Source organism: Myceligenerans xiligouense (assembly GCF_003814695.1).
Taxonomy (GTDB): domain Bacteria; phylum Actinomycetota; class Actinomycetes; order Actinomycetales; family Cellulomonadaceae; genus Myceligenerans; species Myceligenerans xiligouense.
The window spans coordinates 3,551,243-3,573,911 of the sequence record NZ_RKQZ01000001.1; the positions used below are offsets into that span (position 1 = coordinate 3,551,243).

Annotated in this window: 23 protein-coding genes; 11 read left to right on the forward strand and 12 right to left on the reverse strand. The window is 72.9% G+C overall.

What is annotated here, in order from left to right; translation table 11 throughout:
* Positions 1 to 124 precede the first annotated feature (124 nt).
* Positions 125 to 568: a CBS domain-containing protein gene (locus EDD34_RS15475; protein WP_123815366.1), complete on the forward strand. Its 444-nt coding sequence runs from the start codon at positions 125 to 127 to the stop codon at positions 566 to 568.
* On the opposite strand, the gene EDD34_RS15480 is transcribed toward EDD34_RS15475, so the two are convergent.
* The 4 genes from EDD34_RS15480 to EDD34_RS15495 form a co-directional block, all read right to left on the reverse strand.
* A complete protein-coding gene (locus EDD34_RS15480; protein ID WP_123815367.1) occupies positions 538 to 1,560 on the reverse strand; it encodes a hypothetical protein in 1,023 nt (340 codons plus the stop codon). The two genes, EDD34_RS15475 and EDD34_RS15480, sit on opposite strands and share 31 nt — an antisense overlap.
* A complete protein-coding gene (locus EDD34_RS15485) occupies positions 1,557 to 1,799 on the reverse strand; it encodes an acyl-CoA carboxylase epsilon subunit (RefSeq protein ID WP_123815368.1) in 243 nt (80 codons plus the stop codon). The genes EDD34_RS15480 and EDD34_RS15485 overlap by 4 nt, the downstream gene beginning before the upstream one ends.
* The gene (locus tag EDD34_RS15490; RefSeq protein ID WP_342774843.1) at positions 1,796 to 2,410 is read right to left on the reverse strand and encodes a hypothetical protein; all 615 of its coding nucleotides are present in this window, start codon (positions 2,408 to 2,410) and stop codon (positions 1,796 to 1,798) included. The genes EDD34_RS15485 and EDD34_RS15490 overlap by 4 nt, the downstream gene beginning before the upstream one ends.
* An 88-nt stretch (positions 2,411 to 2,498) precedes the next feature.
* Positions 2,499 to 4,097, reverse strand: a complete 1,599-nt coding sequence (locus tag EDD34_RS15495; protein ID WP_123815369.1) for an acyl-CoA carboxylase subunit beta — start codon at positions 4,095 to 4,097, stop codon at positions 2,499 to 2,501.
* A 163-nt stretch (positions 4,098 to 4,260) separates the two neighbouring features.
* Between EDD34_RS15495 and EDD34_RS15500 the strand changes: the two genes are divergently transcribed.
* Complete coding sequence (locus EDD34_RS15500; protein ID WP_123815370.1) at positions 4,261 to 5,130, forward strand: biotin--[acetyl-CoA-carboxylase] ligase; 870 nt, start codon at positions 4,261 to 4,263, stop codon at positions 5,128 to 5,130.
* A 53-nt stretch (positions 5,131 to 5,183) separates the two neighbouring features.
* Positions 5,184 to 6,347, forward strand: a complete 1,164-nt coding sequence (locus EDD34_RS15505) for an adenylate/guanylate cyclase domain-containing protein (RefSeq protein WP_123815371.1) — start codon at positions 5,184 to 5,186, stop codon at positions 6,345 to 6,347.
* Positions 6,348 to 6,413: 66 nt separating this feature from the next.
* Here EDD34_RS15505 and EDD34_RS15510 read toward each other — a convergent pair whose 3' ends face one another.
* The gene (locus EDD34_RS15510) at positions 6,414 to 7,154 is read right to left on the reverse strand and encodes a crotonase/enoyl-CoA hydratase family protein (protein WP_123815372.1); all 741 of its coding nucleotides are present in this window, start codon (positions 7,152 to 7,154) and stop codon (positions 6,414 to 6,416) included.
* Between the two features lie 34 nt (positions 7,155 to 7,188).
* Here EDD34_RS15510 and EDD34_RS15515 point away from each other — a divergent pair, with 34 nt between their 5' ends.
* From EDD34_RS15515 to EDD34_RS15525, 3 genes are all read left to right on the forward strand, one after another.
* Positions 7,189 to 7,854 (forward strand): Maf family protein, encoded by a 666-nt coding sequence (locus tag EDD34_RS15515; RefSeq protein ID WP_246012491.1) that lies wholly within the window; start codon positions 7,189 to 7,191, stop codon positions 7,852 to 7,854.
* A gap of 235 nt (positions 7,855 to 8,089) precedes the next feature.
* Complete coding sequence (locus EDD34_RS15520) at positions 8,090 to 9,901, forward strand: acetyl/propionyl/methylcrotonyl-CoA carboxylase subunit alpha (protein WP_246012493.1); 1,812 nt, start codon at positions 8,090 to 8,092, stop codon at positions 9,899 to 9,901.
* Between the two features lie 80 nt (positions 9,902 to 9,981).
* A complete protein-coding gene (locus tag EDD34_RS15525) occupies positions 9,982 to 10,443 on the forward strand; it encodes a hypothetical protein (protein WP_123815374.1) in 462 nt (153 codons plus the stop codon).
* Between the two features lie 115 nt (positions 10,444 to 10,558).
* Here EDD34_RS15525 and EDD34_RS15530 read toward each other — a convergent pair whose 3' ends face one another.
* The 3 genes from EDD34_RS15530 to EDD34_RS15540 are packed head-to-tail and all read right to left on the reverse strand — an operon-like array spanning position 10,559 to position 12,989.
* Positions 10,559 to 11,989 carry an NAD(P)H-quinone dehydrogenase gene (locus tag EDD34_RS15530; RefSeq protein WP_246012496.1) on the reverse strand — a complete coding sequence of 477 codons (1,431 nt, stop codon included), beginning with the start codon at positions 11,987 to 11,989 and terminating at the stop codon, positions 10,559 to 10,561.
* 4 nt (positions 11,990 to 11,993) lie between these two features.
* Complete coding sequence (locus tag EDD34_RS15535; RefSeq protein ID WP_123815375.1) at positions 11,994 to 12,461, reverse strand: hypothetical protein; 468 nt, start codon at positions 12,459 to 12,461, stop codon at positions 11,994 to 11,996.
* Positions 12,462 to 12,470: 9 nt separating this feature from the next.
* The gene (locus tag EDD34_RS15540; protein ID WP_246012498.1) at positions 12,471 to 12,989 is read right to left on the reverse strand and encodes an NUDIX domain-containing protein; all 519 of its coding nucleotides are present in this window, start codon (positions 12,987 to 12,989) and stop codon (positions 12,471 to 12,473) included.
* 98 nt (positions 12,990 to 13,087) lie between these two features.
* Here EDD34_RS15540 and EDD34_RS15545 point away from each other — a divergent pair, with 98 nt between their 5' ends.
* The 3 genes from EDD34_RS15545 to rfbA all read left to right on the forward strand — a co-directional run bounded on the left by EDD34_RS15545 (position 13,088) and on the right by rfbA (position 16,706).
* Positions 13,088 to 13,927 (forward strand): purine-nucleoside phosphorylase, encoded by an 840-nt coding sequence (locus EDD34_RS15545; RefSeq protein ID WP_123815376.1) that lies wholly within the window; start codon positions 13,088 to 13,090, stop codon positions 13,925 to 13,927.
* A gap of 15 nt (positions 13,928 to 13,942) precedes the next feature.
* Positions 13,943 to 15,781, forward strand: coding sequence for a phospho-sugar mutase (locus EDD34_RS15550; protein ID WP_123815377.1), 1,839 nt, complete (start codon positions 13,943 to 13,945; stop codon positions 15,779 to 15,781).
* A 61-nt stretch (positions 15,782 to 15,842) separates the two neighbouring features.
* Complete coding sequence (rfbA, locus tag EDD34_RS15555) at positions 15,843 to 16,706, forward strand: glucose-1-phosphate thymidylyltransferase RfbA (RefSeq protein WP_123815378.1); 864 nt, start codon at positions 15,843 to 15,845, stop codon at positions 16,704 to 16,706.
* A 6-nt stretch (positions 16,707 to 16,712) separates the two neighbouring features.
* Here the strand turns inward: rfbA and rfbD are convergent, their stop codons facing one another.
* Positions 16,713 to 17,588, reverse strand: a complete 876-nt coding sequence (gene rfbD, locus EDD34_RS15560; protein WP_123815379.1) for a dTDP-4-dehydrorhamnose reductase — start codon at positions 17,586 to 17,588, stop codon at positions 16,713 to 16,715.
* A 73-nt stretch (positions 17,589 to 17,661) separates the two neighbouring features.
* On the opposite strand from rfbD, the gene rfbC reads away from it, so the two are divergent.
* A complete protein-coding gene (gene rfbC, locus EDD34_RS15565; RefSeq protein ID WP_123815380.1) occupies positions 17,662 to 18,276 on the forward strand; it encodes a dTDP-4-dehydrorhamnose 3,5-epimerase in 615 nt (204 codons plus the stop codon).
* A gap of 21 nt (positions 18,277 to 18,297) precedes the next feature.
* On the opposite strand, the gene rfbB is transcribed toward rfbC, so the two are convergent.
* From rfbB to EDD34_RS15580, 3 genes are all read right to left on the reverse strand, one after another.
* The gene (gene rfbB / locus EDD34_RS15570) at positions 18,298 to 19,293 is read right to left on the reverse strand and encodes a dTDP-glucose 4,6-dehydratase (RefSeq protein ID WP_123815381.1); all 996 of its coding nucleotides are present in this window, start codon (positions 19,291 to 19,293) and stop codon (positions 18,298 to 18,300) included.
* A 48-nt stretch (positions 19,294 to 19,341) separates the two neighbouring features.
* Positions 19,342 to 20,508 carry a nucleotide sugar dehydrogenase gene (locus tag EDD34_RS15575; protein ID WP_123815382.1) on the reverse strand — a complete coding sequence of 389 codons (1,167 nt, stop codon included), beginning with the start codon at positions 20,506 to 20,508 and terminating at the stop codon, positions 19,342 to 19,344.
* Positions 20,509 to 20,620: 112 nt separating this feature from the next.
* Positions 20,621 to 21,424, reverse strand: a complete 804-nt coding sequence (locus EDD34_RS15580; RefSeq protein ID WP_123815383.1) for a siderophore-interacting protein — start codon at positions 21,422 to 21,424, stop codon at positions 20,621 to 20,623.
* A 90-nt stretch (positions 21,425 to 21,514) separates the two neighbouring features.
* Between EDD34_RS15580 and EDD34_RS15585 the strand changes: the two genes are divergently transcribed.
* Positions 21,515 to 22,618: an adenosine deaminase gene (locus EDD34_RS15585; protein WP_123815384.1), complete on the forward strand. Its 1,104-nt coding sequence runs from the start codon at positions 21,515 to 21,517 to the stop codon at positions 22,616 to 22,618.
* Positions 22,619 to 22,669: the final 51 nt, after the last annotated feature.

Sequence of the window (22,669 nt, forward strand, 5' to 3'; positions counted from 1 at the left end):
GCGCGGGGGCGTGCGCGGAACGTGCGCACGTACCCCCTACCTGAACTGGTGGTTCGTGCCGTACGGTCGGGGAGAGGGTTCGCGACGACGCGGACTCCGGCGCGCGGCGACGGAGGTGCTTCCCATGCGGGTGACAGAGGCATTACGGCGTAAGGGCGGCTCGGTGGTCACCATCTCCGGTGACCAGAGCGTTCGTGACCTGCTCGCGCTGCTCGCGGAGCACCGCATCGGAGCCGTCGTGGTGTCCGGCGACGGCGTCCGCGTGGACGGCATCGTCAGCGAGCGCGACGTCGTCCGGCGGCTGCACGCGGACGGGGACGGCATCCTGGACGCCGCCGTCGCACGGATCATGACGTCCGAGGTGCACACCTGCGAGCCCGAGGCCACGCTCGACGAGCTGATGGCGCTCATGACGGAGCATCGCGTCCGGCACGTGCCCGTGCTCGCGGACGGCCGGCTGGCCGGGATCGTGAGCATCGGCGACGTCGTCAAGCACCGGATCGCCGAGGTGCAGGCCGAACGGGACCAGCTCACGGACTACATCACCGGCGGGCGCACGCCGGTCTGAGCGTCCCGGGCGGCGGCGGAGAGGTCCACCAGGAACGCCGCGTCCTTGCGCACCTGCTCGGGGACGCTCGGCGCCCACCAGCTGTCCGGTACGGCCTTGACCTCGACGTTCACCCCGCGTTGCCCGAGGATCGAGGTGAGCAGGACCGTCGACGTCGTCGGCAGGCTGAGCACCCGCTGTCCCTCGTGCATGCCGGACAGCCGGAGCTCCAGCATCGCGCCCGGGTCGGCGATGGTCACTCCGGGCGTGGTCCGCAGGATGCGCCGCACCAGCGGATCGTCGCGACGGTACGGCACGTACAGCACGGGCCCCTCCGCGGCCAGGGACAGCACCCAGGACAGGTAGCTGTCGGCGTCCACGAAGCCGGCTCCCACCAGGCCGGACCCCACCACGACGGTCGGCTCGGCGGGCGCGTCCTCCAGCGGCTGGGAGGTGAACCAGGCGAACTCGTCGCGCACCACGCGCACGCCGGCCTCCGACAGCCGGCCGAGGGCGTCTCCGGGCAGCGGCAGGGCGGTGAAGAGCGTGAGCCCGCCGCGGCGTGCCAGGGCCCGCAGTCGGTCGCCCGTCGCCCGGCCCAGCGCGCGGCGGGCCGCGCCGGAGCGCACACCGGACCGCACGAAGCCGCCCGTGGGCGAGCTGAGGATGCGGTCGAGGTCGAGGGCGGCCAGCCCGTCGTCGACCAGGGTGAGAGAGGTGACCGGGCGGGTCAGGAGAGCGGTCTGCACCACGCCGGAGAACGCCTCCCCGACGATCCGGTTCCGGTTCAGGGACCACATGGCGTTCCGGACCGGCCGCACGTCCATCGTCAGGCCGGCGGGCAGGGTCGCCCGGGCGAGCGCGTCACGCGCCTGGGCGAGCGTGGGGACGTCGTCGCGCACGTGCACGCGGGTGGTGTCTCCGCCGAGGCCCGCGGCGTGCGCTTCGATCGTGCACAACAGTTGCAGCGGAGACTCGACGAGTGCGCCGACGACGCGCGCCCGCGCGCTCACGAGCGCAGGCTCCAGCGCCAGGAGTCGGCGTTGTGGCGGCCGGACCGGCCGCCGAAGTTCTGCGCGGTGGCGGCGCCGTTGCCGCGCAGCACGCGCGACCGGTTGGTCCACTCGTCGATGGGGGCGGCGTCGTCCGGCTCCACGGCGGCGGTCACGGCCGCGAGACCGGCCACGAGCGCGGCGACCTCGACGTCGTCGGGCCGGCCGCGTACGACCCGTACCTGCGGGTGCGAGCTCATCGTTCGTCCTCCCTGAAGTCGTCCCGGCCGGAGCCGGTGTCGTCGTCGAACCCGGTGTCACTCGTCCCGTCGAACGGATCCTCGCCCAGGGGGTCGTCGTCGAGCGGGCCGTCGTCGAACCCGGCCGGGGCACCGCGCGACGAGATCCACTCGAGGACCTCGTAGCCGCCGTCGGCCAGGCGTTCCGCGATCTCCTCCCCCGTGGCGTCGACCAGGCTCAGCACCCCGTCGAGCGAGGCGTCGTTCCCGCGCGCGGCCACGAGGAAGCTCAGGTAGAAGGCCTCGGCCCGCTGCGCGACGCCGGGCTGCTCGGGGCTGTCCTCGGCGTCCGTGCCCGGCTCCCAGATGGAGGTGGTGAGGTCCGGGTGCATGCCCAGGGCCTCGTGCAGGGTGTCGAAGAGGTCGGCGTTCCGCTGCCCGACCTTCTCCTCCAGCACGTGCACGCGCGGGTCCTCGTCGGCCTCGGCGGCGCCGAACTCCCCGCGCACGCCGACGGCCGTGCGGACGTAGTCGTGCAGGGTCGCGGCGAGCGCGTCCACCGCACGGTGCAGCGGCTCAGGATCCACAGGACCCAGCGGTGCCGGGCCGTGCGTGGCGTCCTCATGGCTCATGGGTTCCTCCGGTGGGGCCGGCCGGGGACGGGGGCCGTGAGAGGCCAAGCGTAGTGCTCCCGACTGAGTGCCCCTACCACAGAACTCGTCACAGGGGGATGTTGCCGTGCTTCTTCGGCGGGAGGCTCGCGCGCTTGGTGCGCAGCGCCCGCAAGGCCCGGACCACCTGGACGCGCGTCTCCGACGGCCGGATGACCGCGTCCACGTACCCGCGCTCCGCCGCGTCCCACGGGTTGACGATCGCGTCCTCGTACTCCGCGGTCAGCCGCGCGCGCTCGGCCTCGACGTCGCCGCCGTCGTCGGCGACCTTCTTGAGCGCCCCACGCTGCAGGATGTTCACGGCGCCGCCCGCGCCCATCACCGCCACCTGCGCCGTGGGCCAGGCCAGGTTGACGTCCGCGCCGAGCTGCTTGGAGCCCATCACGATGTACGCGCCGCCGTAGGCCTTGCGGGTGATGACCGTGATCAGCGGGACCGTCGCCTCGGCGTAGGCGTAGATCAGCTTCGCGCCGCGGCGGATGATCCCCTGGTGCTCCTGGTCCACGCCTGGCAGGAAGCCCGGCACGTCGACGAACGTCAGCACGGGGATGTTGAACGCGTCGCACGTGCGCACGAAGCGCGCGGCCTTCTCCGCGGCGGCGATGTCCAGCGTGCCCGCCATCGACAGCGGCTGGTTCGCGATGATGCCGACCGACTGGCCCTCCACGTGCCCGAACCCCGTGAGCACGTTGGCCGCGTACATCGGCTGGACCTCCAGGAACGACTCCGGGTCCAGCACCGCCTCGACCGCGTCGCGCATGTCGTACGGCTGGTTGTCCGAGTCGGGGATCAGGGCGTCCAGCGTCTCGTCGTCGGCCGTGACCTCCAGCGGGGTGTCCTCGGCCGGGAACGCCGGCGCGTCGCCCAGGTTGTTCTGCGGCAGGTAGCCGAGCAGGTGGCGGACGTAGTCGAGCGCGTCGTCCTCGTCGTGGGCCATGTAGTGCGCCACGCCCGACGTCGCGTTGTGCGTCCGCGCCCCGCCGAGCGTCTCGAAGTCGACGTCCTCGCCCGTCACCGAGCGGATCACGTCCGGCCCCGTGATGAACATGTTCGACGTGCCGTCCGCCATCACGATGAAGTCCGTCAGCGCCGGGGAGTAGACGGCACCGCCGGCGCTCGGCCCGAGGATCAGGGAGATCTGCGGGACCACGCCCGACGCCGCCACGTTGCGCCGGAACATCTCCGCGAACTGCGTCAGGGCCGCCACGCCCTCCTGGATGCGCGCGCCCCCGCCGTCGCTGATCCCGATGATCGGCACGCCCGTGCGCAGCGCCAGGTCCTGCACCTTGGTGATCTTCTCGCCGTGCACCTCGCCGAGGCTGCCGCCGAACACGGTGAAGTCCTGCGCGTAGATGCAGACCTGCCGGCCGTCGATCGTGCCGTAGCCGGTCACCACACCGTCACCGGGGATCCGCTTCTTGTCCAGCCCGAAGTTGCGGCTGCGGTGCGTCGCCAGCGCGTCGAGCTCGACGAAGCTGCCCTCGTCGAGCAGTTCGGCGATACGCTCGCGGGCCGTCTTCTTGTCGCGCTTGTGCTGCTTGGCCTGCGCGGTCACCTCCGGATCGGTGACGGCGGCCGCGCGGCGGGCCTCGAGGTCGTCGAGCTTGGCCTGGGTGCCCGCGGGAGCGGTGGTCGTGGCGTCGTTCACGAGGGCAGCCTAGTTGGAACATTCGGCCAACTCGATGGCAACGTCGTCAGCGTCGCGGGGGCGGTCGTTGTGCGGTTCCTACAGCCGATGTCCTGCGGCGGCGCGGTTCTCGCGCGGCGGGGCGGTGTGGGCGGTGGGCACCACGCCGGGGCAGGATGAAGGCATGCGCGCACCGCTTCGTCCCCACGAGCTCGACATCCCCGGCTTCCACCGGATCGACGTGGTCGAGGAGTCCACCTCCACCAACAGCGAGCTCGTCGCCGCCGTCCGGGCCGACCCCCGCGCCTGGCCCGCGCCGTCGGCCCTCGTCGCCGAGCGCCAGACCGCCGGCCGCGGCCGCGCCGGCCGCTCCTGGGAGACCCCGCCGCGCGCGTCGCTCACCGTCTCGATCCTGCTGCGCCCGGCCGTCCCGGCCGAGCGCCTCGGCTGGCTGCCGCTCCTGGCCGGGACCGCGGTCGTCCGAACGGTCTCCGGGGACGACGGCGGCAGCGCGCCCGGCAGCGACCGGGACGACGGTGCCGCGGACCTCGCGGTGAAATGGCCCAACGACGTGCTGGTGCGCGCGGACACTCCCGTGACCGGTCTGGGCGGCTACCGCAAGGTGGCGGGCATCCTGGCCGAGGTGGTGCCCGGGGGCACCGCCGGCGAGCCCGTGGCGGTAGTGCTCGGCATCGGCCTCAACGTGTCGCAGACCGCCGGCGAGCTCCCCGTGGAGACCGCGTCGTCGCTGGCGCTGGCCGGGTACGGGGACCTCGACCGGACCAGCCTCCTGTCCGCGCTCCTGGGAGAGGTGGCGGCCGCCGTCGGCCGGTGGGAACGGGCGGGCGGCGACCCGGTGGCGTCGGGGCTGGCCGCCGAGTGCGTGCGCGTCTCCGCGACCCTCGGCACGCGGGTGCGCGCGGAGCTGGCGGGCGGTGCCGGGACCGTCCGGGGCGAGGCCGTGCGGCTGGACGCGACGGGCGCCCTGGTGATCCGCACCGGCGAGGGTGAGGAGCGCACGGTCTCGGCGGGGGACGTCCACCACCTCAGGTAGCCGTGGCCGAATTGCCGGGTCCTCGCGCGATCGCCTACGAATAGGCTGAGCCCGTGCTCGAGAACGAAACCGACTCCGCCGGGGGCGCCCCGCGGGAGCCCCAGCCCGGGCGTGACACGCCGGACGACCGATCCGGCCGGGACACCTCGGCCGGCCCGGCCGCACCGGAACACGGCCATTCCCACGCGCTCGGCTCGGACACCGCGACCCGGCTCGACGAGGAGATCCTGGGCGGGCCGCGACAGTACACCTTCCCGGAGATCGTCGAGCGCACGGGCCTGGACGGGAACCGGATCGAGGACTTCTGGCGCTGGATGGGGCTTCCCGTGACGCACCCGACCGACACGTGGTTCACGGCGTCGGACGTGACGGCGCTGCGTGAGATCGACGAGGTCTTCGAGACCCAGGAGATGGACGCCCGGGCGCGGATGGCGTTCGTCCGCGCGATGGGCCACACCACCGAGCGTCTCGCGCTGTGGCAGGTCGAGGCCCTCGTGGAGCACCTGGCCCGGCGGTACGAGCTGGACGAGACCTCGGCCCGGCTGCTCGCCCTGGACCGCCTCCCCGACCTCGCCGAGGTCCTCGGGCGCCAGCTCGAGCACGCCTGGCGGCGCCAGCTGGCGGCACTGACGGGCCGGATGGCGATCGAGTTCGCCGGCGCCCGCGACGAGACCGACCACGACGCCCATCAGCTCCCGCTCCCGCGCGCCGTGGGATTCGCCGACGTCGTCTCCTTCACGAAGCGGACCGCCGGCCTGGAGTCGGCGGAACTGGCCGACTTCGTGCAGCGCTTCGAGGCCGGTGCCCGCGACATCATCACGAACTGCGGCGGCCGCGTCGTCAAGACGATCGGCGACGCCATCCTGTTCGTGGCCGACGACGCCGACACCGGCGCCCAGGTGGCGCTCAGCCTCGCGGAGGCGACCGGCGAGTCCCTCGGCACGGCCGCACCGAACGAGCCCGAGATCCCGGTGCGCGTCGGGTTCGTCTGGGGACGCGTGCTGTCGCGTTTCGGCGACGTGTTCGGCCCGTCGGTGAACCTCGCGTCCCGGCTCACCGACCAGGCGGAGCCGTCCACCGTGCTGGTGGACAAGGCCACGGCGGACACTCTCGCGTCGACGTCGTCGGAGTACGCGCTGACGAGGCAGCCGGTCCGGGAGGTTCCCGGGATCGGCCCCCTGGCCCCGGTCCGCCTCCAGCGCGCGTACACCGGCTGACGCCGGGCCGCGGGGGCGCGGGCGCGCACGGGCCCCGCGCCGGCGCGCGTGCGCGGACCGTGGGGATCAGCGACCGCGCATCGCGCCCGGGAGCAGGCGGAGCTGTGCCGTGCGCTCGGCGGCGAAGGTCCGCAGCGGGCCCCGCTGCCAGGTCCGGTTCAGCAGGCGCTTCGCGGCGCGGACCGCCTCGGGCCGGTGTCCCGCGACCGTCCCCGCGAGGGCCCGCGCCTCGGTCAGCGGGTCGTCCGACGTCGAGCCCGCCAGGCCGTAGGCGACCGCGTCCGTCCCGGAGAACTCCTCGGCGGTCAGGGTGAGGCGCTTGGCCGTCTCGATCCCGGTCAGCTCCGAGAGCGTCTGGATGCCAGACATGTCCGGCACCAGGCCGCGGGCCACCTCCATGACGCACCAACGGGCGTCGGGCGTGGTGATCCGCAGGTCGGCGGCCAGCGCGATCTGCAGGGCGCCGCCGAAGACATGCCCGTGCACGGCGGCGATCACCGGGACCGGCAGCCGGCGCCAGGCCCAGCACGCCTCCTGGAAGCGGTTGGTGCCGCGCCACGTCGGCGCGAACGCCCGGGCCACCCCGGCGGGGTTCCGGGTCGCGGCCTCGATGTCGAGCCCCGCGCCGAACGATCGTCCCTCCCCTGCCAGGACCACGGCTCGCAGCCCGGGGCGGCCGCGCAGGCGCCGTGCCGTCGCCGCGAGGTCGCCGAGCATGTCGAGCGTGAGCGCGTTCAGCTTGTCGGGGCGATCGAGACGGACGTGCGCGACGGCGTCGTCGTCCACGGTGCAGGCGATGTGCGACATGGCCGAAGCGTACGTCTCGGATAACCTGGCGCCCGTGCTCCGACTCGTGCTCGCCTCCCGCTCCCCCGCCCGGCTCGCGACCCTGCGCTCGGCCGGTGTGGAGCCGATAGTGCAGGTCTCCGGCGTGGACGAGGACGCGGTCCTCGCCGATGCCCGGAGCCGCGCCGAGCATCTCGGGCCCGACGACGCCGTGCTGCTGCTCGCCCAGGCGAAGGCGGAGGACGTGGCCCACCGGATCGGCGGGAGCGACGAAGCCGTGGCCGGGGGCGCGGCGGGCACCGTCGTCGTCGGCTGCGACTCCATGCTGGAGATCGACGGCGAGGTGGTCGGCAAGCCCGCGGGCCCGGACGCGGCCCGCGAGCGCTGGCGCGCGATGCGCGGCGGCAAGGGGGTGCTGCACTCCGGTCACTGGCTCGTCGACCTGCGCGACGGGGACGCGGGCGGGACCGGCGCGACGATCGGCGCCACCAGCTCGACCACGGTCTGGTTCGGCCACATGGACGACGACGAGATCGACGCTTACGTCGCCACCGGAGAGCCGCTGGAGGTCGCGGGCGCGTTCACGATCGACGGGCTCGGCGGGCCGTACATCGACCGGGTGGAGGGCGACCACCACGGCGTCGTCGGGATCAGCCTGCCCCTGCTGCGCGCCCTCCTGCACGACATCGGTGTCCCCTGGCACACGCTGCGCACCGCCTGAGCCGCCGGGCACCGCACGCACCGCCGGGCACCGCCTGAGCCGCACGCGCCCGAGCCGCACGCGCCTGGAGCGGGTTGCGGAATCCGACAGCGGAGCTCCGCACCGGAACCACCCGAACCCGCGAACATCGCGGCTCATGGTGGATTCCTCCAAACGCACTCGGGGCTCGTTGGCGGACCTTCCACACGTGGGAGGGCGCTCGCTCGCGTTACGGTGAGCCGTGCCCAGTTCTCGTGTGTCCAGCGCCAGCATCTCCAAGGTGCTCATCGCCAACCGCGGTGAGATCGCCGTCCGCGTCGCCCGCGCGTGCGCCGACGCCGGCATCGCTTCCGTGGCGGTCTACGCGGACCCGGACCGGAACGCGATGCACGTGGACCTCGCCGACGAGGCGTTCTCGCTGGGTGGTACCACGGCCGCCGAGACGTACCTCGACATCGCGAAGCTGCTCGACGTCGCGCGGCGCTCCGAGGCCGACGCCGTGCATCCCGGCTACGGGTTCCTGTCGGAGAACGCCGAGTTCGCCCAGGCCGTGATGGACGCCGGGCTCGTCTGGATCGGCCCGCCGCCGTCGGCCATCGAGTCCCTCGGGGACAAGGTGAGCGCACGGCACATCGCGCAGCGCGCGGGCGCTCCCCTGGTTCCCGGGACGCCCGATCCCGTGGCCGACGCCGCCGAGGTCCGCTCCTTCGCGGAGCAGCACGGCCTGCCGATCGCCATCAAGGCGGCGTTCGGCGGCGGCGGCCGCGGCCTGAAGGTGGCGCGCACCCACGACGAGATCGACGAGCTGTTCGACTCGGCCGTCCGCGAGGCCACCGCGGCGTTCGGGCGGGGCGAGTGCTTCGTGGAGCGCTACCTGGACAAGCCCCGCCACGTGGAGACGCAGTGCCTCGCGGACGCGCACGGCAACGTCGTCGTGGTGTCGACGCGTGACTGCTCGCTGCAGCGCCGGCACCAGAAGCTGGTCGAGGAGGCCCCGGCGCCGTTCCTCAGCGCGGAGCAGACCGCCGCGCTCTACGAGGCGTCGGAGGCGATCCTCCGCGAGGCCGGGTACGTCGGCGCGGGAACGTGCGAGTTCCTCGTGGGTACCGACGGCACGATCTCGTTCCTCGAGGTCAACACGCGCCTGCAGGTGGAGCACCCGGTGACCGAGGAGGTCACCGGCATCGACCTGGTTCGCGAGCAGTTCCGGATCGCCGCGGGCGAGAAGCTCGGCTACGGCGCGCCGGAGATCCGCGGGCACTCCTTCGAGTTCCGGATCAACGGCGAGGACCCGGCCGCGGGGTTCATGCCGGCGCCCGGGAAGCTGGACAGGATCGTCTGGCCGTCGGGGCCGGGCGTGCGCGTCGACACGGGCGTCGTCGAAGGTGACGCCGTGTCGGGCAACTTCGACTCCATGATCGCCAAACTGATCGTCACCGGCGCCACGCGCGCGCAGGCGGTGCAGCGGGCGCGTCGCGCCCTGCGCGAGCTGCGTATCGAGGGCATCCCCACGGTCGTCCCGTTCCATCGCGCGGTGCTGGAGGCGCCGGCGTTCGTGCCGGAACCGGTGTCCGGCACGAACGCCGCTTCCGGTGCGTTCGCCGTGCACACCCGCTGGATCGAGACCGAGTTCGCCGAGACGGTCAAGGGGCTGGGCCCCGCCCTCGTCTCCGCCCCGTCGCCGGAGAGCGATCCGGAGGAGCTCGCCGAGCGCGTGGTCGTGGAGGTCGGCGGGCGCCGCCTGGAGGTGGTCCTCCCGGTCGGCCTGGGCGTGGCGGCCGGCAAGGCGCGCTCGGCGAACGCCGCGCGGCGGCCCGGCCGGCGGTCCGGCGGCTCGAAGTCCGCGGCGACGGGCAACACGCTCGCCTCCCCGATGCAGGGCACGATCGTCAAGGTGGCCGTGACGGAGGGCGACCAGGTGGCGGAGGGCGACCTGGTGGTCGTGCTGGAGGCCATGAAGATGGAGCAGCCGCTCGTCGCCCACCGTTCCGGCACCGTGACCGCCCTGGTCGCGCAGGCGGGCGCCGGGGTCACGGCGGGCGCCGCGATCTGCGAGATCACCGACTGATCGAGCCGTCGGAAAACACGGATCGAATACCGGGTTGATCTGGTCATTTGCACCCTGTTCGGTCCGCTAGGGTTTGCCTCGTGACTGAAGCACTGACACTCACGCCCGAAGAGGCCATCGCCCTTGTCCGCCCCGGTTCCGGCCTGCCGTCGTTCATCAGCGACGTGAAGGTCGACGACGGCACCGCGTCGGCGCACGCCGACCTCCGCCGTCTCGTCGACGCTCCCGTCGCGGTCAAGGCCGCCGCCAAGGTGGTTCCGACGCTGAACGCTTCGGCCGCGGTCAAGGACGTGACCGACGGCGTCGCGACCTTCGACCTGAAGGCTGACGCCGCCGGCCTCCCGGTCAGCAAGCTGCTCGGCCTGGCGCAGCCGATCGTCAAGGGCCTGCTCAAGGAGAAGGGCCTGCCGACCGACGTCGTCTCGCTGGGCGCCGGCACCTTCTCGGTGAACCTCGCCACCGTCCTCGCGGACCGCGTCAAGGACGTGACGGGCGTCCGCCTGGACGGCGGCAAGGTCATCGTCGAGGGCACGCCCGCCTGACGGTCTCTTCGGCCTCTCCCCTGCCGGGGCGGCACGTCACCGAGGTGGCGTGCCGCCCCGGCATCGTCGTGAGGGCTCGTGCGGGCCGCCGCGTCGGTGCTGCCGCGCCGCGGCCTCAGCGCTCCTGGACGCGGGCGTCCAGGACGCGCGCCGCCTCCGCCGTCGTGCCGCTCAGGGACGGGTAGATGGTGAACGACGCCGCGACGTCCTCCACCGTGAGCCGGTGCCGCACGGCCAGCGTGATCGGGAAGATGTGCTCGCCCGCGCGCGGCGCGACCACCACACCGCCCAGCACGACGCCGGCCTCCGGGTGGGCGAACAGCTTCACGAAGCCGTCGCGGACGCCGAGCATCTTGGCGCGCGGGTTACGGGCCAGCGGGAGCGTCGTGGTGATGTATCGCGAGCCCTGCTTCTTGAGGGCGTCCTCGCTGTACCCCACGGTGGCGATCTCCGGCGCGGTGAAGATGTTCGAGGCGACCGTGCCGAGCCGGAGCGGCGCGACGCCGTCGCCGAGCGCGTGCTGCATGGCGATCCGTCCCTGCATCGCGGCCACCGAGGCGAGCGGGAGCACCCCCGTGCAGTCGCCGGCGGCGTACACGCCGCGGACGGACGTGCGGGACACCCGGTCCACCTCGACGTGCCCGCTCGCGGTGAGCGCGATCCCGGCCTCCTCGAGACCCAGGCCCTGCGTGTTCGGCACGCCGCCGACGGCCACGAGCACGTGCGACCCGTGCACCACGCGCCCGTCCGAGAGTGTCACCGCGACGCCGTCGTCGGTCCGCACCGCGGCCTCCGCGCGTGTGCGGCTCAGGACGGTCATGCCGCGCGAACGGAACACGCCCTCCAGCAGTTCGGCCGCGTCCTCGTCCTCGCCCGGGAGCACCCGGTCCCGGGAGGAGACCAGCACGACGTCCGAGCCCAGCGCGTTGTACGCCCCCGCGAACTCCGCGCCCGTCACGCCGGAGCCCACCACGATGAGCTTCTCCGGCAACTCGTCCAGGTTGTACATCTGCGTCCACGTGAGAATGCGCTCGCCGTCGGGCACGGCGGTGGGCAGGATGCGCGGCGTCGCGCCGAGCGCGAGGAGGACCGTGTCGGCATGGAGCACGCGGGTCTCGCCGCCCCCGTCCGGCTCGACGACGACGCGCGACTTCCCGTCCAGCCGCCCCGTACCGCTCACGATCTCGATGCCCTCGCGCACGAGCCTGCCGCGGATGTCGGCGCTCTGCGCCTGCGCGAGTTCCAGCACACGCTTGTTGACGGCCTGCAGGTCGACCGTCAGGTCGCGCTTCGCCGCCTCGTCCGTCAGCCGGATGCCGAGTTCGGGAGCCCGCTCGGCGATCGTCATCCACTCGGCGGTGGCGATGAGCGTCTTGGAGGGGACGACGTCGGTCAGCACCGCCGCGCCGCCCAGCCCCTGACGTTCGACGACGGTGACGCGCGCGCCCAGGCTGCCGGCGACGAGCGCCGCCTCGTAGCCGCCCGGACCACCCCCCACGACGACGATGTGGGCAGGTTCGCGTTCGGCTGAGGCAGGGGAGGTCACGAGATCAGCCTACCGAGCCGTCCAGCAGGATCTCCCCTTCCGCGAGGCGCAGATTCGTCACGGTGAGCCCGGGGAGCTTGGCCTCCAGGAGGCGCTCGACGTCGACGGCGATCCGCGCGTCGTGCTGGACGTCGACGACTCCGGGCGGCAGGTCCTGCTTGGCGAGCGCCTGCTCGATGGGCGCCGCGGCCAGGGACAGGAGCTTGTGGGCGGGGAGCCCGGCCGCGTTCGCCTCGACCTCCAGGGTGGCGACGCCGGCGGCGAAGGCGACCACGCGCACGTCGGCCCGCACGATGGGGGCGATCCGGACGGCGAGCTTGAGCGGGCCGGGGAGTGCGTCGAGGCGGCGAAGGTCGGCGACGACGCGGACGACGTCGCCTTCGCCGCTCACGGAACTGACGACGGGCGGTACCGGCTGACCTGCGACCTTGGCGAGGCCCAGGACCTCGGCGGGAGTGATGCGGATGTGCACGCAGCGACCCTATCCCGCCCGGACCCCCGGGGGCAGGAGATCCAGCAGGGCGGGAAGCGCGGCCTCGAACGGGGGCAGCAGGCTCAGGCCCCCGAGCTCGCTCAGGGCGACCCAGCGGACGGCGAGGCTCTCCGCGTCGGCGGCCCGCGGATCGACGCGGGCTCCCGGCCGCAGCTCGGCGACCACGGTCGTATATCTCCAGACGGGATGCTCGAGGACGTGCGTCCCCACGACCTCGACGGCGGCGGGGTCGACGGCGGCCTCCTCGGCCGCCTCGCGCAGCGCGCCGTCGCCAGGGCTCTCCCCCGGCGCGAGAGCGCCGCCGGGAATGCCCCAGGTGCCGCCCATGTGTGACCAGAGCGCCCGGTGCTGGAGCACCAGGTGCCCGGGAGCGCCGTCGGCCCCGCGCCTCACGAGCAGCAGCCCGGCGGCTCCGTAGCGGCCCCAGTGCTGGTGGTCACCGCACTCCACCCACTCGTCGCCGTCATGACGATGCAACCCGGCCGGGGCTTTCAGCGATTCGGACACGCCAGCCAGTCTGGCAGACGCGCGCGGCGGCGGACACTCGTGCCGGGCGCCTCCGGGTGGCGGTGGCCTCCCGTGTCACCGCCGGTTAATCTCGGATCATGAGCACCGCCCCGGACCTCGACGACCCCACCACCGACCCGTTCGACGTGGCGGCAGCCGCCGCCGAGCACATCGCCGCCAAGTCCGGCGTGGCCGGTCACGACATCGCACTGGTGCTGGGGTCCGGGTGGGGTGGCGCCGCGGAGCTGATCGGCGACGTGGTCGCGGAGATGCCCACCGCCGAGATCCCCGGCTTCCTCAAGCCCGCCGTGGACGGCCACCGGTCCACCACGCGCTCGATCCGCGTGGAACGTCCCGACGGTTCGGTGCGGCACGCGCTGGTCCTCGGGTCGCGTACCCACCTCTACGAGGGCATGGGCGTGCGCCGCGTGGTGCACGGCGTGCGCACCGCCGCCGCGACCGGCGCCGAGACGCTGATCCTCACGAACGGCTGCGGCAGCACGCACATCGGCTGGCGGCCGGGTCAGCCCGTGCTCCTCAAGGACCACCTGAACCTCACCGCGAGGACCCCGCTCGAGGGCGCGGAGTTCTCCGACATGACCGACGTCTACACGCCGCGCCTGCGCGAGGTCGCCCGCGACGTCGACCCGGAGCTCCCCGAGGGCGTGTACGCGCAGTTCCACGGCCCGCAGTACGAGACCCCGGCCGAGGTGAAGATGGCGCACCTGCTCGGCGCGGACCTCGTGGGCATGTCCACGGCGCTGGAGGCCGTCGCCGCCCGGCACTGCCGCATGGACGTGCTGGGGATCTCGCTGGTCACCAATCTGGCGGCCGGGATCAGTCCGCAGCCGTTGTCCCACGAAGAGGTGCTGGAGGCCGGCCGGCAGGCCGGGCCCCGGATCAGTGACCTCCTCGCCCGCATCGTCGCGAAGATCTGACGCGGAAGGACAGTCATGACGCTCCTCGATGACGAGCCCGTGATCGCCCGCGCCGAGGCGTGGATCGCCGACGACGTGGACGACGCCGACCGCGCCGACCTGCGCAACCTGCTCACCCTTGCCGCCGACCCCCAGATGCGCGAGATCGCCCTCACGGAGCTCCGCGACCGCTTCTCCGGGATCCTGGAGTTCGGCACCGCCGGGCTGCGCGGCGCGATGGCCGCCGGCCCGCGCCGCATGAACCGTGCCGTGGTGATCACGGCGGCCGCGGGGCTTGCCGCGTATCTCGCGTCCGCCGTCCCCGGTCCGGCCCGCGTCGTCGTCGGCTACGACGCGCGGTACCGGTCGGCGGACTTCGCCCGGGACACCGCCTCGGTGCTGACCGCGGCGGGTGCCGACGTGTCGCTCCTGCCCGGTCCCCTGCCCACGCCGGTGCTCGCCTTCGCGGTGCGGCACCTTGACGCCGACGCCGGCGTGATGATCACCGCCAGCCACAACCCCGCGGCCGACAACGGCTACAAGGTCTACCTCGGCGGGCGCGTGATCACGGACGCCGGCCAGGGCGCGCAGATCGTGCCGCCGTACGACGCGCGGATCGCCGCCGAGATCGCCCGCGTCTCCGCAGCACCGGGCGGGGCGTCCGGAGTGCCGCGCGCCGTGGGCGGCTGGACGGTGCTCGGGGACGACCTGCACGAGGACTACCTGCGGCGTGTCGCCTCACTGCACGACCCTGACCTGCACCTGCGCGATGTGCACACCCCGCGGGCGACGCCGACGTCGGGCGCCCGGACGGCGGTCACCCTCAGGTCCGAGGGCTCCGGGCCCACACCCCTGCGGATCGTGACCACCTCGCTGCACGGCGTCGGGGGCCGCACGCTGCGGCGGGTGCTCGCGGACGCCGGGTTCACGGACGTCATCCCGGTCGAGGAGCAGCTCGACCCGGATCCGGCCTTCCCCACGGTGCGGTTCCCGAACCCGGAGGAGAAGGGCGTCCTCGATCTCGCCCTGTCGATCGCGTCCGACGCGAGAGCCGACCTCGTCATCGCGAACGACCCCGACGCCGACCGCTGCGCGGTCGCGGTGTACGACCCGGACTGGGGCACCTACCAGGGCGCCGAGACGGCCGCGTCGCACGGCTGGCGGATGCTCACCGGGGACCAGGTCGGGGCGCTGCTCGGCTGGGACGCCGCGCAACGCACGGCGTCGGGCACGCTGGCCTGCTCGATCGTGTCGTCGCGCGTGCTGGCGCGGATCGCAGAACGCCACGGCCTGCGCCACGCGACCACGCTGACCGGGTTCAAGTGGATCGCCCGCACGCCGGACCTGGTGTTCGGCTACGAGGAGGCGCTCGGCTACTGCGTCGACCCCGAGGGCGTCCGGGACAAGGACGGGCTGTCGGCCGCGCTGCGCGTCGCGCTGCTCGCGGAGCGGCTCAAGGAGTCCGGGAAGACTCTCCGGGACGCGCTGGACGACATCGCCCGCGCCTGCGGCCTGTACAGCACCGGCCAGCTCGCCGCGCGGTTCGACGACCTCGGCCGCATCCCGGAAGCGATGGGCAGGCTGCGTGCCGCACCCCCGGCGACGCTCGACGGCGCGCCCGTGACCGGCGTCGTCGACCTCGCGGAGGGTGTGGACGGGCTGCCGCCCACGGACGGCGTCGTGCTGACGGCCGACGACGACACCCGGGTGATCGTCCGGCCCAGCGGGACCGAACCCAAGGTGAAGTGCTATCTGGAGGTGGTGACGCCGGTCGCCGCCGACGCGACCGCCGAGAGCCTCGGCCGTGCCCGGGTCACCGCCCAGCGGCGCCTGGAGCGCCTGCGGAAGGAGATGGCGGCGGCGCTCGGCCTCTGACGCACGACGCGCGCGCCCCGCCGCGAGCCAAGCCGGGCTCGTCGTGGAAGGATCAGGGACCATGCGCGGAATCATCCTGGCCGGCGGGTCCGGAACCCGGTTGCACCCGATCACTCTCGGTGTCAGCAAGCAGCTCGTCCCGGTCTACGACAAGCCGATGGTCTACTACCCCCTGTCCACGTTGATCCTCGCGGGGATCAGGGACATCCTCGTCATCACCACGCCTCATGAAGCGCCCCAGTTCCAGCGGCTGCTGGGCGACGGCTCGCAGTTCGGCATCAACCTGGAGTACACGGTCCAGGCGTCGCCGGACGGCCTGGCCCAGGCCTTCGTGCTGGGCGAGGAGTTCCTCGGCACGGACGACGCGGCGCTCGTCCTCGGTGACAACATCTTCTACGGGCCGGGCCTCGGGTCCCAGCTGACCCGGTTCTCCGGCCTCGACGGAGGTGCCGTGTTCGCGTACCGGGTCGCGAACCCCACGGCGTACGGCGTCGTCGAGTTCGACGACGACGGCCGAGCACTCTCCCTCGAGGAGAAGCCGGCGCGGCCCCGGTCCAACTACGCCGTCCCCGGCCTGTACTTCTACGACAACGACGTGGTGGAGATCGCCAAGGCATTGCGGCCGTCCGCCCGTGGCGAGTACGAGATCACCGACGTCAACCGCCACTACCTCGCCCGGGGAAAGCTCCAGGTCGAGGTCCTCCCGCGCGGCACGGCATGGCTCGACACCGGGACCTTCGACTCGCTGCTGGAGGCCTCGGACTACGTCCGCACGATCGAGCACCGGCAAGGGCTGAAGATCGGCTCGCCGGAGGAGGTCGCCTGGCGGCGTGGCTTCCTGTCCGACGACGAGCTCCGCATCCGCGCGGAGAAGCTCACGAAGTCGGGCTACGGCTCCTACCTGCTGGGTCTCCTGGGGGAGTAGCGACGCCTAGGCTTCGCCGAGCACCGCCGACGCCGCCGCGTCCCAGCGCTCCGCCCAGTCACCGATCGGGGCGACGCCCGCCGCCTCCAGCGCCGTGTGGCCGAGCGCCGAGTAGGCCGGGCGGGGCGCGGGGCGCGGGAAGGCGTCGCTCGTCGTCGGCTCCAGCTTCACCTCGGCGCCCGTCGCCGCCACGATCCGCTCCGTGAAGCCGAACCATGACACCTGGCCCGACGACGTGCCGTGGTACGTCCCGGCCGGTGCGCCCGCGGCGAGGAGCCGCACGATCAGGTCGGCGAGGTCCCGGGTCCAGGTGGGCTGCCCCACCTGGTCGTCCACGACGGTCAGGCGGTCCTTCTGGACGGCGAGACGCGCCATCGTCCGCGGGAAACAGGGCCCGCCGGCGCCGTACAGCCATGCCGTGCGCACGATCAGCGAGCCGGGCGCCTCGGCCCGCACGGCCCACTCCCCCGCCGCCTTGGTCCGTCCGTAGGCCGACCGGGGCGCGACCGGCGCGTCCTCGGCGTAGGGCGCGGTCGCGGCGCCGTCGAACACGTAGTCCGTGGACACGTGAACGAGCCGCACGCCGGCGGCCGCGCACGCCCGCGCCAGGTGGGCCGCGCCGACCGCGTTCACGGCGAACGCCTCCGGCTCGTGCGTCTCGGCGTCGTCCACGGCGGTCCAGGCCGCGCAGTTCACCACGACGTCGTACCCGCGGACCGCGCGGGCGGCAGCGGCCGGGTCGAGGATGTCGAGCCCGCTGCTCCCGCCCGCCCCGTCCACGTCGTGCCCCGCGGACCGGACCACCTCGACCATGTCCTGACCGAGCATCCCGGACGCTCCGACCACCAACCACCGTTCCCGCACGCCCGCCCTTGGTTCCATACGTATGATCCTAGGGTCCGTCGCCCTCCCCCACCTGGGCCACGTGGGATCTTCCCCGCTCCGAGGAGTCTTCATGCAGTACCGAGAGCTGTCCGTGCCCGGCGCCTTCGAGATCACCCCGAAGCAGTTCGGCGACGCCCGAGGGCTCTTCCTGGAGGCGTTCAAGGCAGGCGAGTTCGCCGCGGCCGTCGGGCATCCCTTCGACCTCCAGCAGGCCAACTGCTCCGTGTCCGCGTCCGGGGTGCTGCGGGGCATCCACTTCGCCGACGTCCCGCCCAGCCAGGCCAAGTACGTGCAGTGCCTGCGCGGCGCGGTGCTCGACGTCGTCGTCGACATCCGCGTCGGCTCACCGACGTTCGGCCGGTGGGACAGCGTCCTGCTGGACGACGTCGACCGCCGCGCCATCTACCTGTCCGAAGGGCTCGGCCACGCGTTCCTGTCCCTGGAGGACGACTCCACGGTGATGTACCTCTGCTCCGCCGGCTACGCGCCGGACCGCGAGCACGGCATCCACCCGCTCGACCCGGCCGTCGGCATCGACTGGCCGACGACGGCCCGCGACGGCAGCCCACTCACCCCCCAGCTCTCACCGAAGGACGAGCTGGCCCCTACCCTCAAGGATGCGGAGGCCCAGAACCTCCTCCCCACCATGGAAGCAGTCAGCCGCTTCCTCGCGACCAGGCGGTGACGAAGGTGAGGTGACAGGGTCTCACTGGCCGGTGCGCGCGTACTTCGCCTCCGTCGCCGCCTTCGCCGGCCTCCACCAGGCCTCGTTGCCCCGGTACCACTCGATCGTCGCCGCCAGCCCGTCACGGAACCGTGTGTAGCGGGGCGTCCAGCCGAGTTCGTCGCGCAGCCGGGTCGCGTCGATCGCGTAGCGCAGGTCGTGGCCGGGCCGGTCGGCGACGTGGTCGAAGTCGTCGGGCTCGCGGCCGAAGAGCTCCAGCAGGGTCCGCACGACGTCCAGGTTGTTCTGCTCGCCGTCGGCCCCGATCAGGTAGGTCTCGCCGATGCGCCCCTGGTCGATGATGGTCCAGACGGCGGAGTTGTGGTCCTCCACGTGGATCCAGTCCCGCACGTTGCGGCCGGCGCCGTAGAGGCGCGGGCGGACGCCGTCGATCAGGTTGGTGACCTGGCGCGGGATGAACTTCTCGATGTGCTGGTAGGGGCCGTAGTTGTTGGAGCAGTTCGAGATCGTGGCCGGGACCCCGAAGGACCGCACCCAGGCGCGCACGAGCAGGTCGGAGCCCGCCTTCGTGGACGAGTACGGCGACGACGGGTTGTACGGCGTCTCGTGCGTGAACTTCGCCGGGTCGTCCAGCTCCAGGTCCCCGTAGACCTCGTCGGTCGAGATGTGGTGGAACCGCGTGCCGTGCTTGCGCACGGCCTCCAGCAGCGTGAACGTACCGATCAGGTTGGTCTGCACGAACGGCGACGGGTCGTTGAGCGAGTTGTCGTTGTGCGACTCGGCCGCGAAGTGGACGACGACGTCGGACTCGCCCACGAGCCGGTCCACCAGGGCGGCGTCGGTGACCGATCCCTCGACGAACGTCACCTGCTCCGCGACGGGCGCCAGCGAGCCCCGGTCACCCGCGTAGGTGAGCGCGTCGAGCACGGTGACCTCCGCGCCCGGCCGCTCGCGGACCGTCTGCTGGACGAAGTTCGCTCCGATGAATCCGGCGCCGCCGGTGACCAGGACCTTCACGCTGCGAGTATCCCCTTGCCGCTCGTGGTGCGCACGTGCGCGAGTATGTCAGTCGCGCCCGTAGATGTCGCGGGTGTAGACCTTCTCCGCCACGTCGTCGAGGATGTCGGTGCGGCGGTTGGCGATGATGACGTCCGCGCGGGCCTTGAACTCGTCGAGATCGTTGATGACCTCGGAGTGGTAGAACTCGTCGCCCTCCAGCGCCGGCTCGTGGACGATCACCTCGACGCCCTTGGCCTTGATCCGCTTCATGATGCCCTGGATGGCCGACGCCCGGAAGTTGTCGCTGCCGGACTTCATGACGAGCCGGTACACCCCCACGACCTTCGGGTCGCGCCTCAGGATGTCGGCGGCGACGAAGTCCTTACGGGTGGTGTTCGCCTCGACCACGGCCTGGATGAGGTTCTGCGGCACGTCCGAGTAGTTCGCCAGCAGCTGCTTGGTGTCCTTGGGCAGGCAGTAGCCGCCGTAGCCGAACGACGGGTTGTTGTAGTGGGCCCCGATCCGCGGGTCCAGGCCGACGCCCTCGATGACCTGGGCCGGATCGAGACCGTGCGTCGCCGCGTAGGTGTCGAGCTCGTTGAAGTACGCGACGCGGAGCGCCAGGTAGGTGTTGGCGAACAGCTTGATGGCCTCGGCCTCGGTGGCGTCGGTCAGCAGCACCGGGACGTCCTTCGTGACCGCGCCCTCCAGCAGCAGGTCCGCGAAGCGCTTGCCGCGCTCGGAGCGGTCACCCACCACGATGCGGGACGGGTGCAGGTTGTCGTACAGCGCGCGACCCTCGCGGAGGAACTCCGGGGAGAAGACGATCGCCGCGTCCGGGTGGTCGGAGCGCATCCGCTCGGTGAAGCCCACCGGGATGGTCGACTTGATGACGATCGTCGCGTGCGGCGCGACTCCCAGCACGTCCTTGATCACGGACTCCACGGACGAGGTGTCGAAGAAGTTCGAGACCTCGTCGTAGTTCGTCGGGGTGGCGACGACGACGACCTCCGCCCCCGCGTAGGCGGCGTGCGCGTCCAGGGTCGCGGTCAGGTTCAGGTCGCGGTCGCGGAGGTACTCCTCGAGCTCCGCGTCCACGATCGGCGAACGCCGCTCGTTCACCAGCGCGACCTTGATCTCGTCGAGGTCGACGGCCCAGACCTCGTGATTCTGGGCCATCAGCACTGCGTTCGACAGGCCGACGTACCCGGTACCGACAACGGCGATCTTCATGCGGACCATAGTAGAGGCTGCATACGTCAGGTCTTCTCCACGACGACGTCCGTGCCGTCGAGCAGGAGCGCGAGATCGCCGTCCGAGGTGAGGAGAGCCACGATCCCCCGGCTCAGCGCGTGAGCACCGCGTCGTCCTGCTCGATCGCGGCGCGCCAGGCGGGCTTCTCGGCGCGCCAGCCCTCGTCGTCGCGGCCCTGCTTCCAGTAGCCCGACGCCGACAGCAGCTCGCGGGGGACACCGAGCTCCGCGCGCGCCCAGCGGCGCAGGTCCCGCACGCAGCTCGCCTCGCCGTGCAGGAAGGCGTGGGGGACGCCGCCGGGCAGGGCGCCGGACTCGTGGGCGGCGCGGACGGTCTCGAACAGTCCGGGGCCGGCATCGCGGTGGACCCAGGTGACGTGCAGGTCGCCGTCGGACACGAGCTCCTGCTGCTCCTCCGGACCGGCGACCTCGAGGAACACGTGCGCCCGGGCGGTGCGCGGCAGCGTCTCGCAGGCCGCCGCGATCGCGGGCAGCGCGGACTCGTCGCCCACCAGCAGGTGCCATGCGGCGTCCGCGGAGGGCGCGTAGTCGCCGCCCGGGCCGAGGAACGACACCTCGTCGCCGGGCCGCACCCGGCCCGCCCACGGGCCGCCGTACCCCTCGCCGTGCTCGACGACGTCGAGGTCCCAGCCCTCGGCGTGCACCCGGCGGATCGTGTAGGTCCGCACGAGGGGACGCGCCCCGGGCGCGGCGGGCGGTCCGAGCACCACCTTGATGTACCGGTCCGTGAACGGCCCGGGATCGACGGCGGCGAGCGCGTCGCCGCCGAGGGTCACCCGGACCATGTGCGGCGTGAGACGCCGCACGGCGGTGACCGTGGCGGTGACGGGAACGCCGCGGGGCTTCCGGGCGGTGGGGCTCTGGATCTGCGGCATGGTGAGGCAAGCCTAACCTCTTTGACCGAGGCTCCCGGGACGCGGCGGCCCGCCCGACGAGCGAGCCACGAGATCGGTAGGTTGGTCGTCATGACACACCTCGGCGTCGACATCATCCGGGCGCTGCCCAAGGTCTTGCTCCACGACCACCTCGACGGCGGGCTCCGGCCCGAGACCGTCTGCGAGCTCGCCGACGCCGTCGGGCACAAACTGCCCGCCGCGGGACCCGCCGCGCTCGCCGACTGGTTCGCGGCGGCGGCCGACTCCCACTCGCTCGTCCGCTACCTGGAGACCTTCACCCACACGGTCGCGGTCATGCAGACGGCGGGCGCCCTGGAACGCGTCGCCCGCGAGGCGGTGCTCGACCTCGCCGCCGACGGCGTCGTGCACGCCGAACTGCGCTGGGCCCCCGAACAGCACCTCGTGCGCGGGCTGACGATGGCACAGGCCGTCGAAGCCGTGCAGACCGGGATCGACGACGGCGTGGCGCGGGCCGCCGCGGAGGGCCGCAGCATCCGCGCCGGGCAGCTCCTCACCGCGATGCGGCAGGCCGACCACTGGACGGAGGTCGCCGACCTGGCGATCGCGCTGGCCGGCGACGGCGTCCTCGGCTTCGACCTCGCCGGACCCGAGGAAGGCTTTCCCCCGGGCCGCCACGACCAGGTATGGCGGCATCTCGCCGCGCACCAGGTGCCGGTGACCATCCACGCGGGCGAGGCGTCCGGCGTCGGCTCCGTCGCCGAGGCGCTGTCCATCGGCCAGGCGCTGCGGATCGGGCACGGCGTGCGGATCGCCGACGACATCACGTACTCCGCCCACGGCGGAACGGACGGCCCGGCCACGCTCGGACCCGTGGCCCACTGGGTCCGCGACCAGCAGATCCCGCTCGAGGTGTGCCCCGTGTCCAACACGCAGACCGGGGCCGCCGAGTCCGTCGCGACCCACCCGATCACCCGCCTCAAGGAACTCGACTTCGCCGTGACGCTGAACACGGACAACCGTCTGATGTCCCGCACGTCCCTGACGCACGAGATGATGCTCCTGAACACCGAAGCCGGGTGGACCCTCGACGACCTGCTCGACGTCACCGTGGCCGCGGCGTGGAGCGCGTTCGTGCACCACGACGAACGGCGCACGATGGTCGAGCAGGTGATCGTGCCGGGCTTCCAGAAGATCGAAAGGGCACAGCTCTGACACAGGGCCCGCCGGGTGCACCCCATCCGCGCGATCCCGCGGAGCCGTGCG

Bases quoted from the DNA above. Each gene is read 5' to 3' on its own strand.
- EDD34_RS15545 (WP_123815376.1), top strand. From the start codon at position 13,088: ATGAGCACCGCCCCGGACCTCGACGACCCCACCACCGACCCGTTCGAC.
- EDD34_RS15485 (WP_123815368.1), bottom strand. From the start codon at position 1,799: ATGAGCTCGCACCCGCAGGTACGGGTCGTACGCGGCCGGCCCGACGAC.
- EDD34_RS15500 (WP_123815370.1), top strand. From the start codon at position 4,261: ATGCGCGCACCGCTTCGTCCCCACGAGCTCGACATCCCCGGCTTCCAC.
- EDD34_RS15580 (WP_123815383.1), bottom strand. From the start codon at position 21,424: ATGCCGCAGATCCAGAGCCCCACCGCCCGGAAGCCCCGCGGCGTTCCC.
- EDD34_RS15475 (WP_123815366.1), top strand. From the start codon at position 125: ATGCGGGTGACAGAGGCATTACGGCGTAAGGGCGGCTCGGTGGTCACC.
- EDD34_RS15585 (WP_123815384.1), top strand. From the start codon at position 21,515: ATGACACACCTCGGCGTCGACATCATCCGGGCGCTGCCCAAGGTCTTG.
- EDD34_RS15550 (WP_123815377.1), top strand. From the start codon at position 13,943: ATGACGCTCCTCGATGACGAGCCCGTGATCGCCCGCGCCGAGGCGTGG.
- rfbC (WP_123815380.1), top strand. From the start codon at position 17,662: ATGCAGTACCGAGAGCTGTCCGTGCCCGGCGCCTTCGAGATCACCCCG.
- rfbA (WP_123815378.1), top strand. From the start codon at position 15,843: ATGCGCGGAATCATCCTGGCCGGCGGGTCCGGAACCCGGTTGCACCCG.
- EDD34_RS15490 (WP_342774843.1), bottom strand. From the start codon at position 2,410: ATGAGCCATGAGGACGCCACGCACGGCCCGGCACCGCTGGGTCCTGTG.
- EDD34_RS15575 (WP_123815382.1), bottom strand. From the start codon at position 20,508: ATGAAGATCGCCGTTGTCGGTACCGGGTACGTCGGCCTGTCGAACGCA.
- EDD34_RS15510 (WP_123815372.1), bottom strand. From the start codon at position 7,154: ATGTCGCACATCGCCTGCACCGTGGACGACGACGCCGTCGCGCACGTC.
- rfbD (WP_123815379.1), bottom strand. From the start codon at position 17,588: ATGGAACCAAGGGCGGGCGTGCGGGAACGGTGGTTGGTGGTCGGAGCG.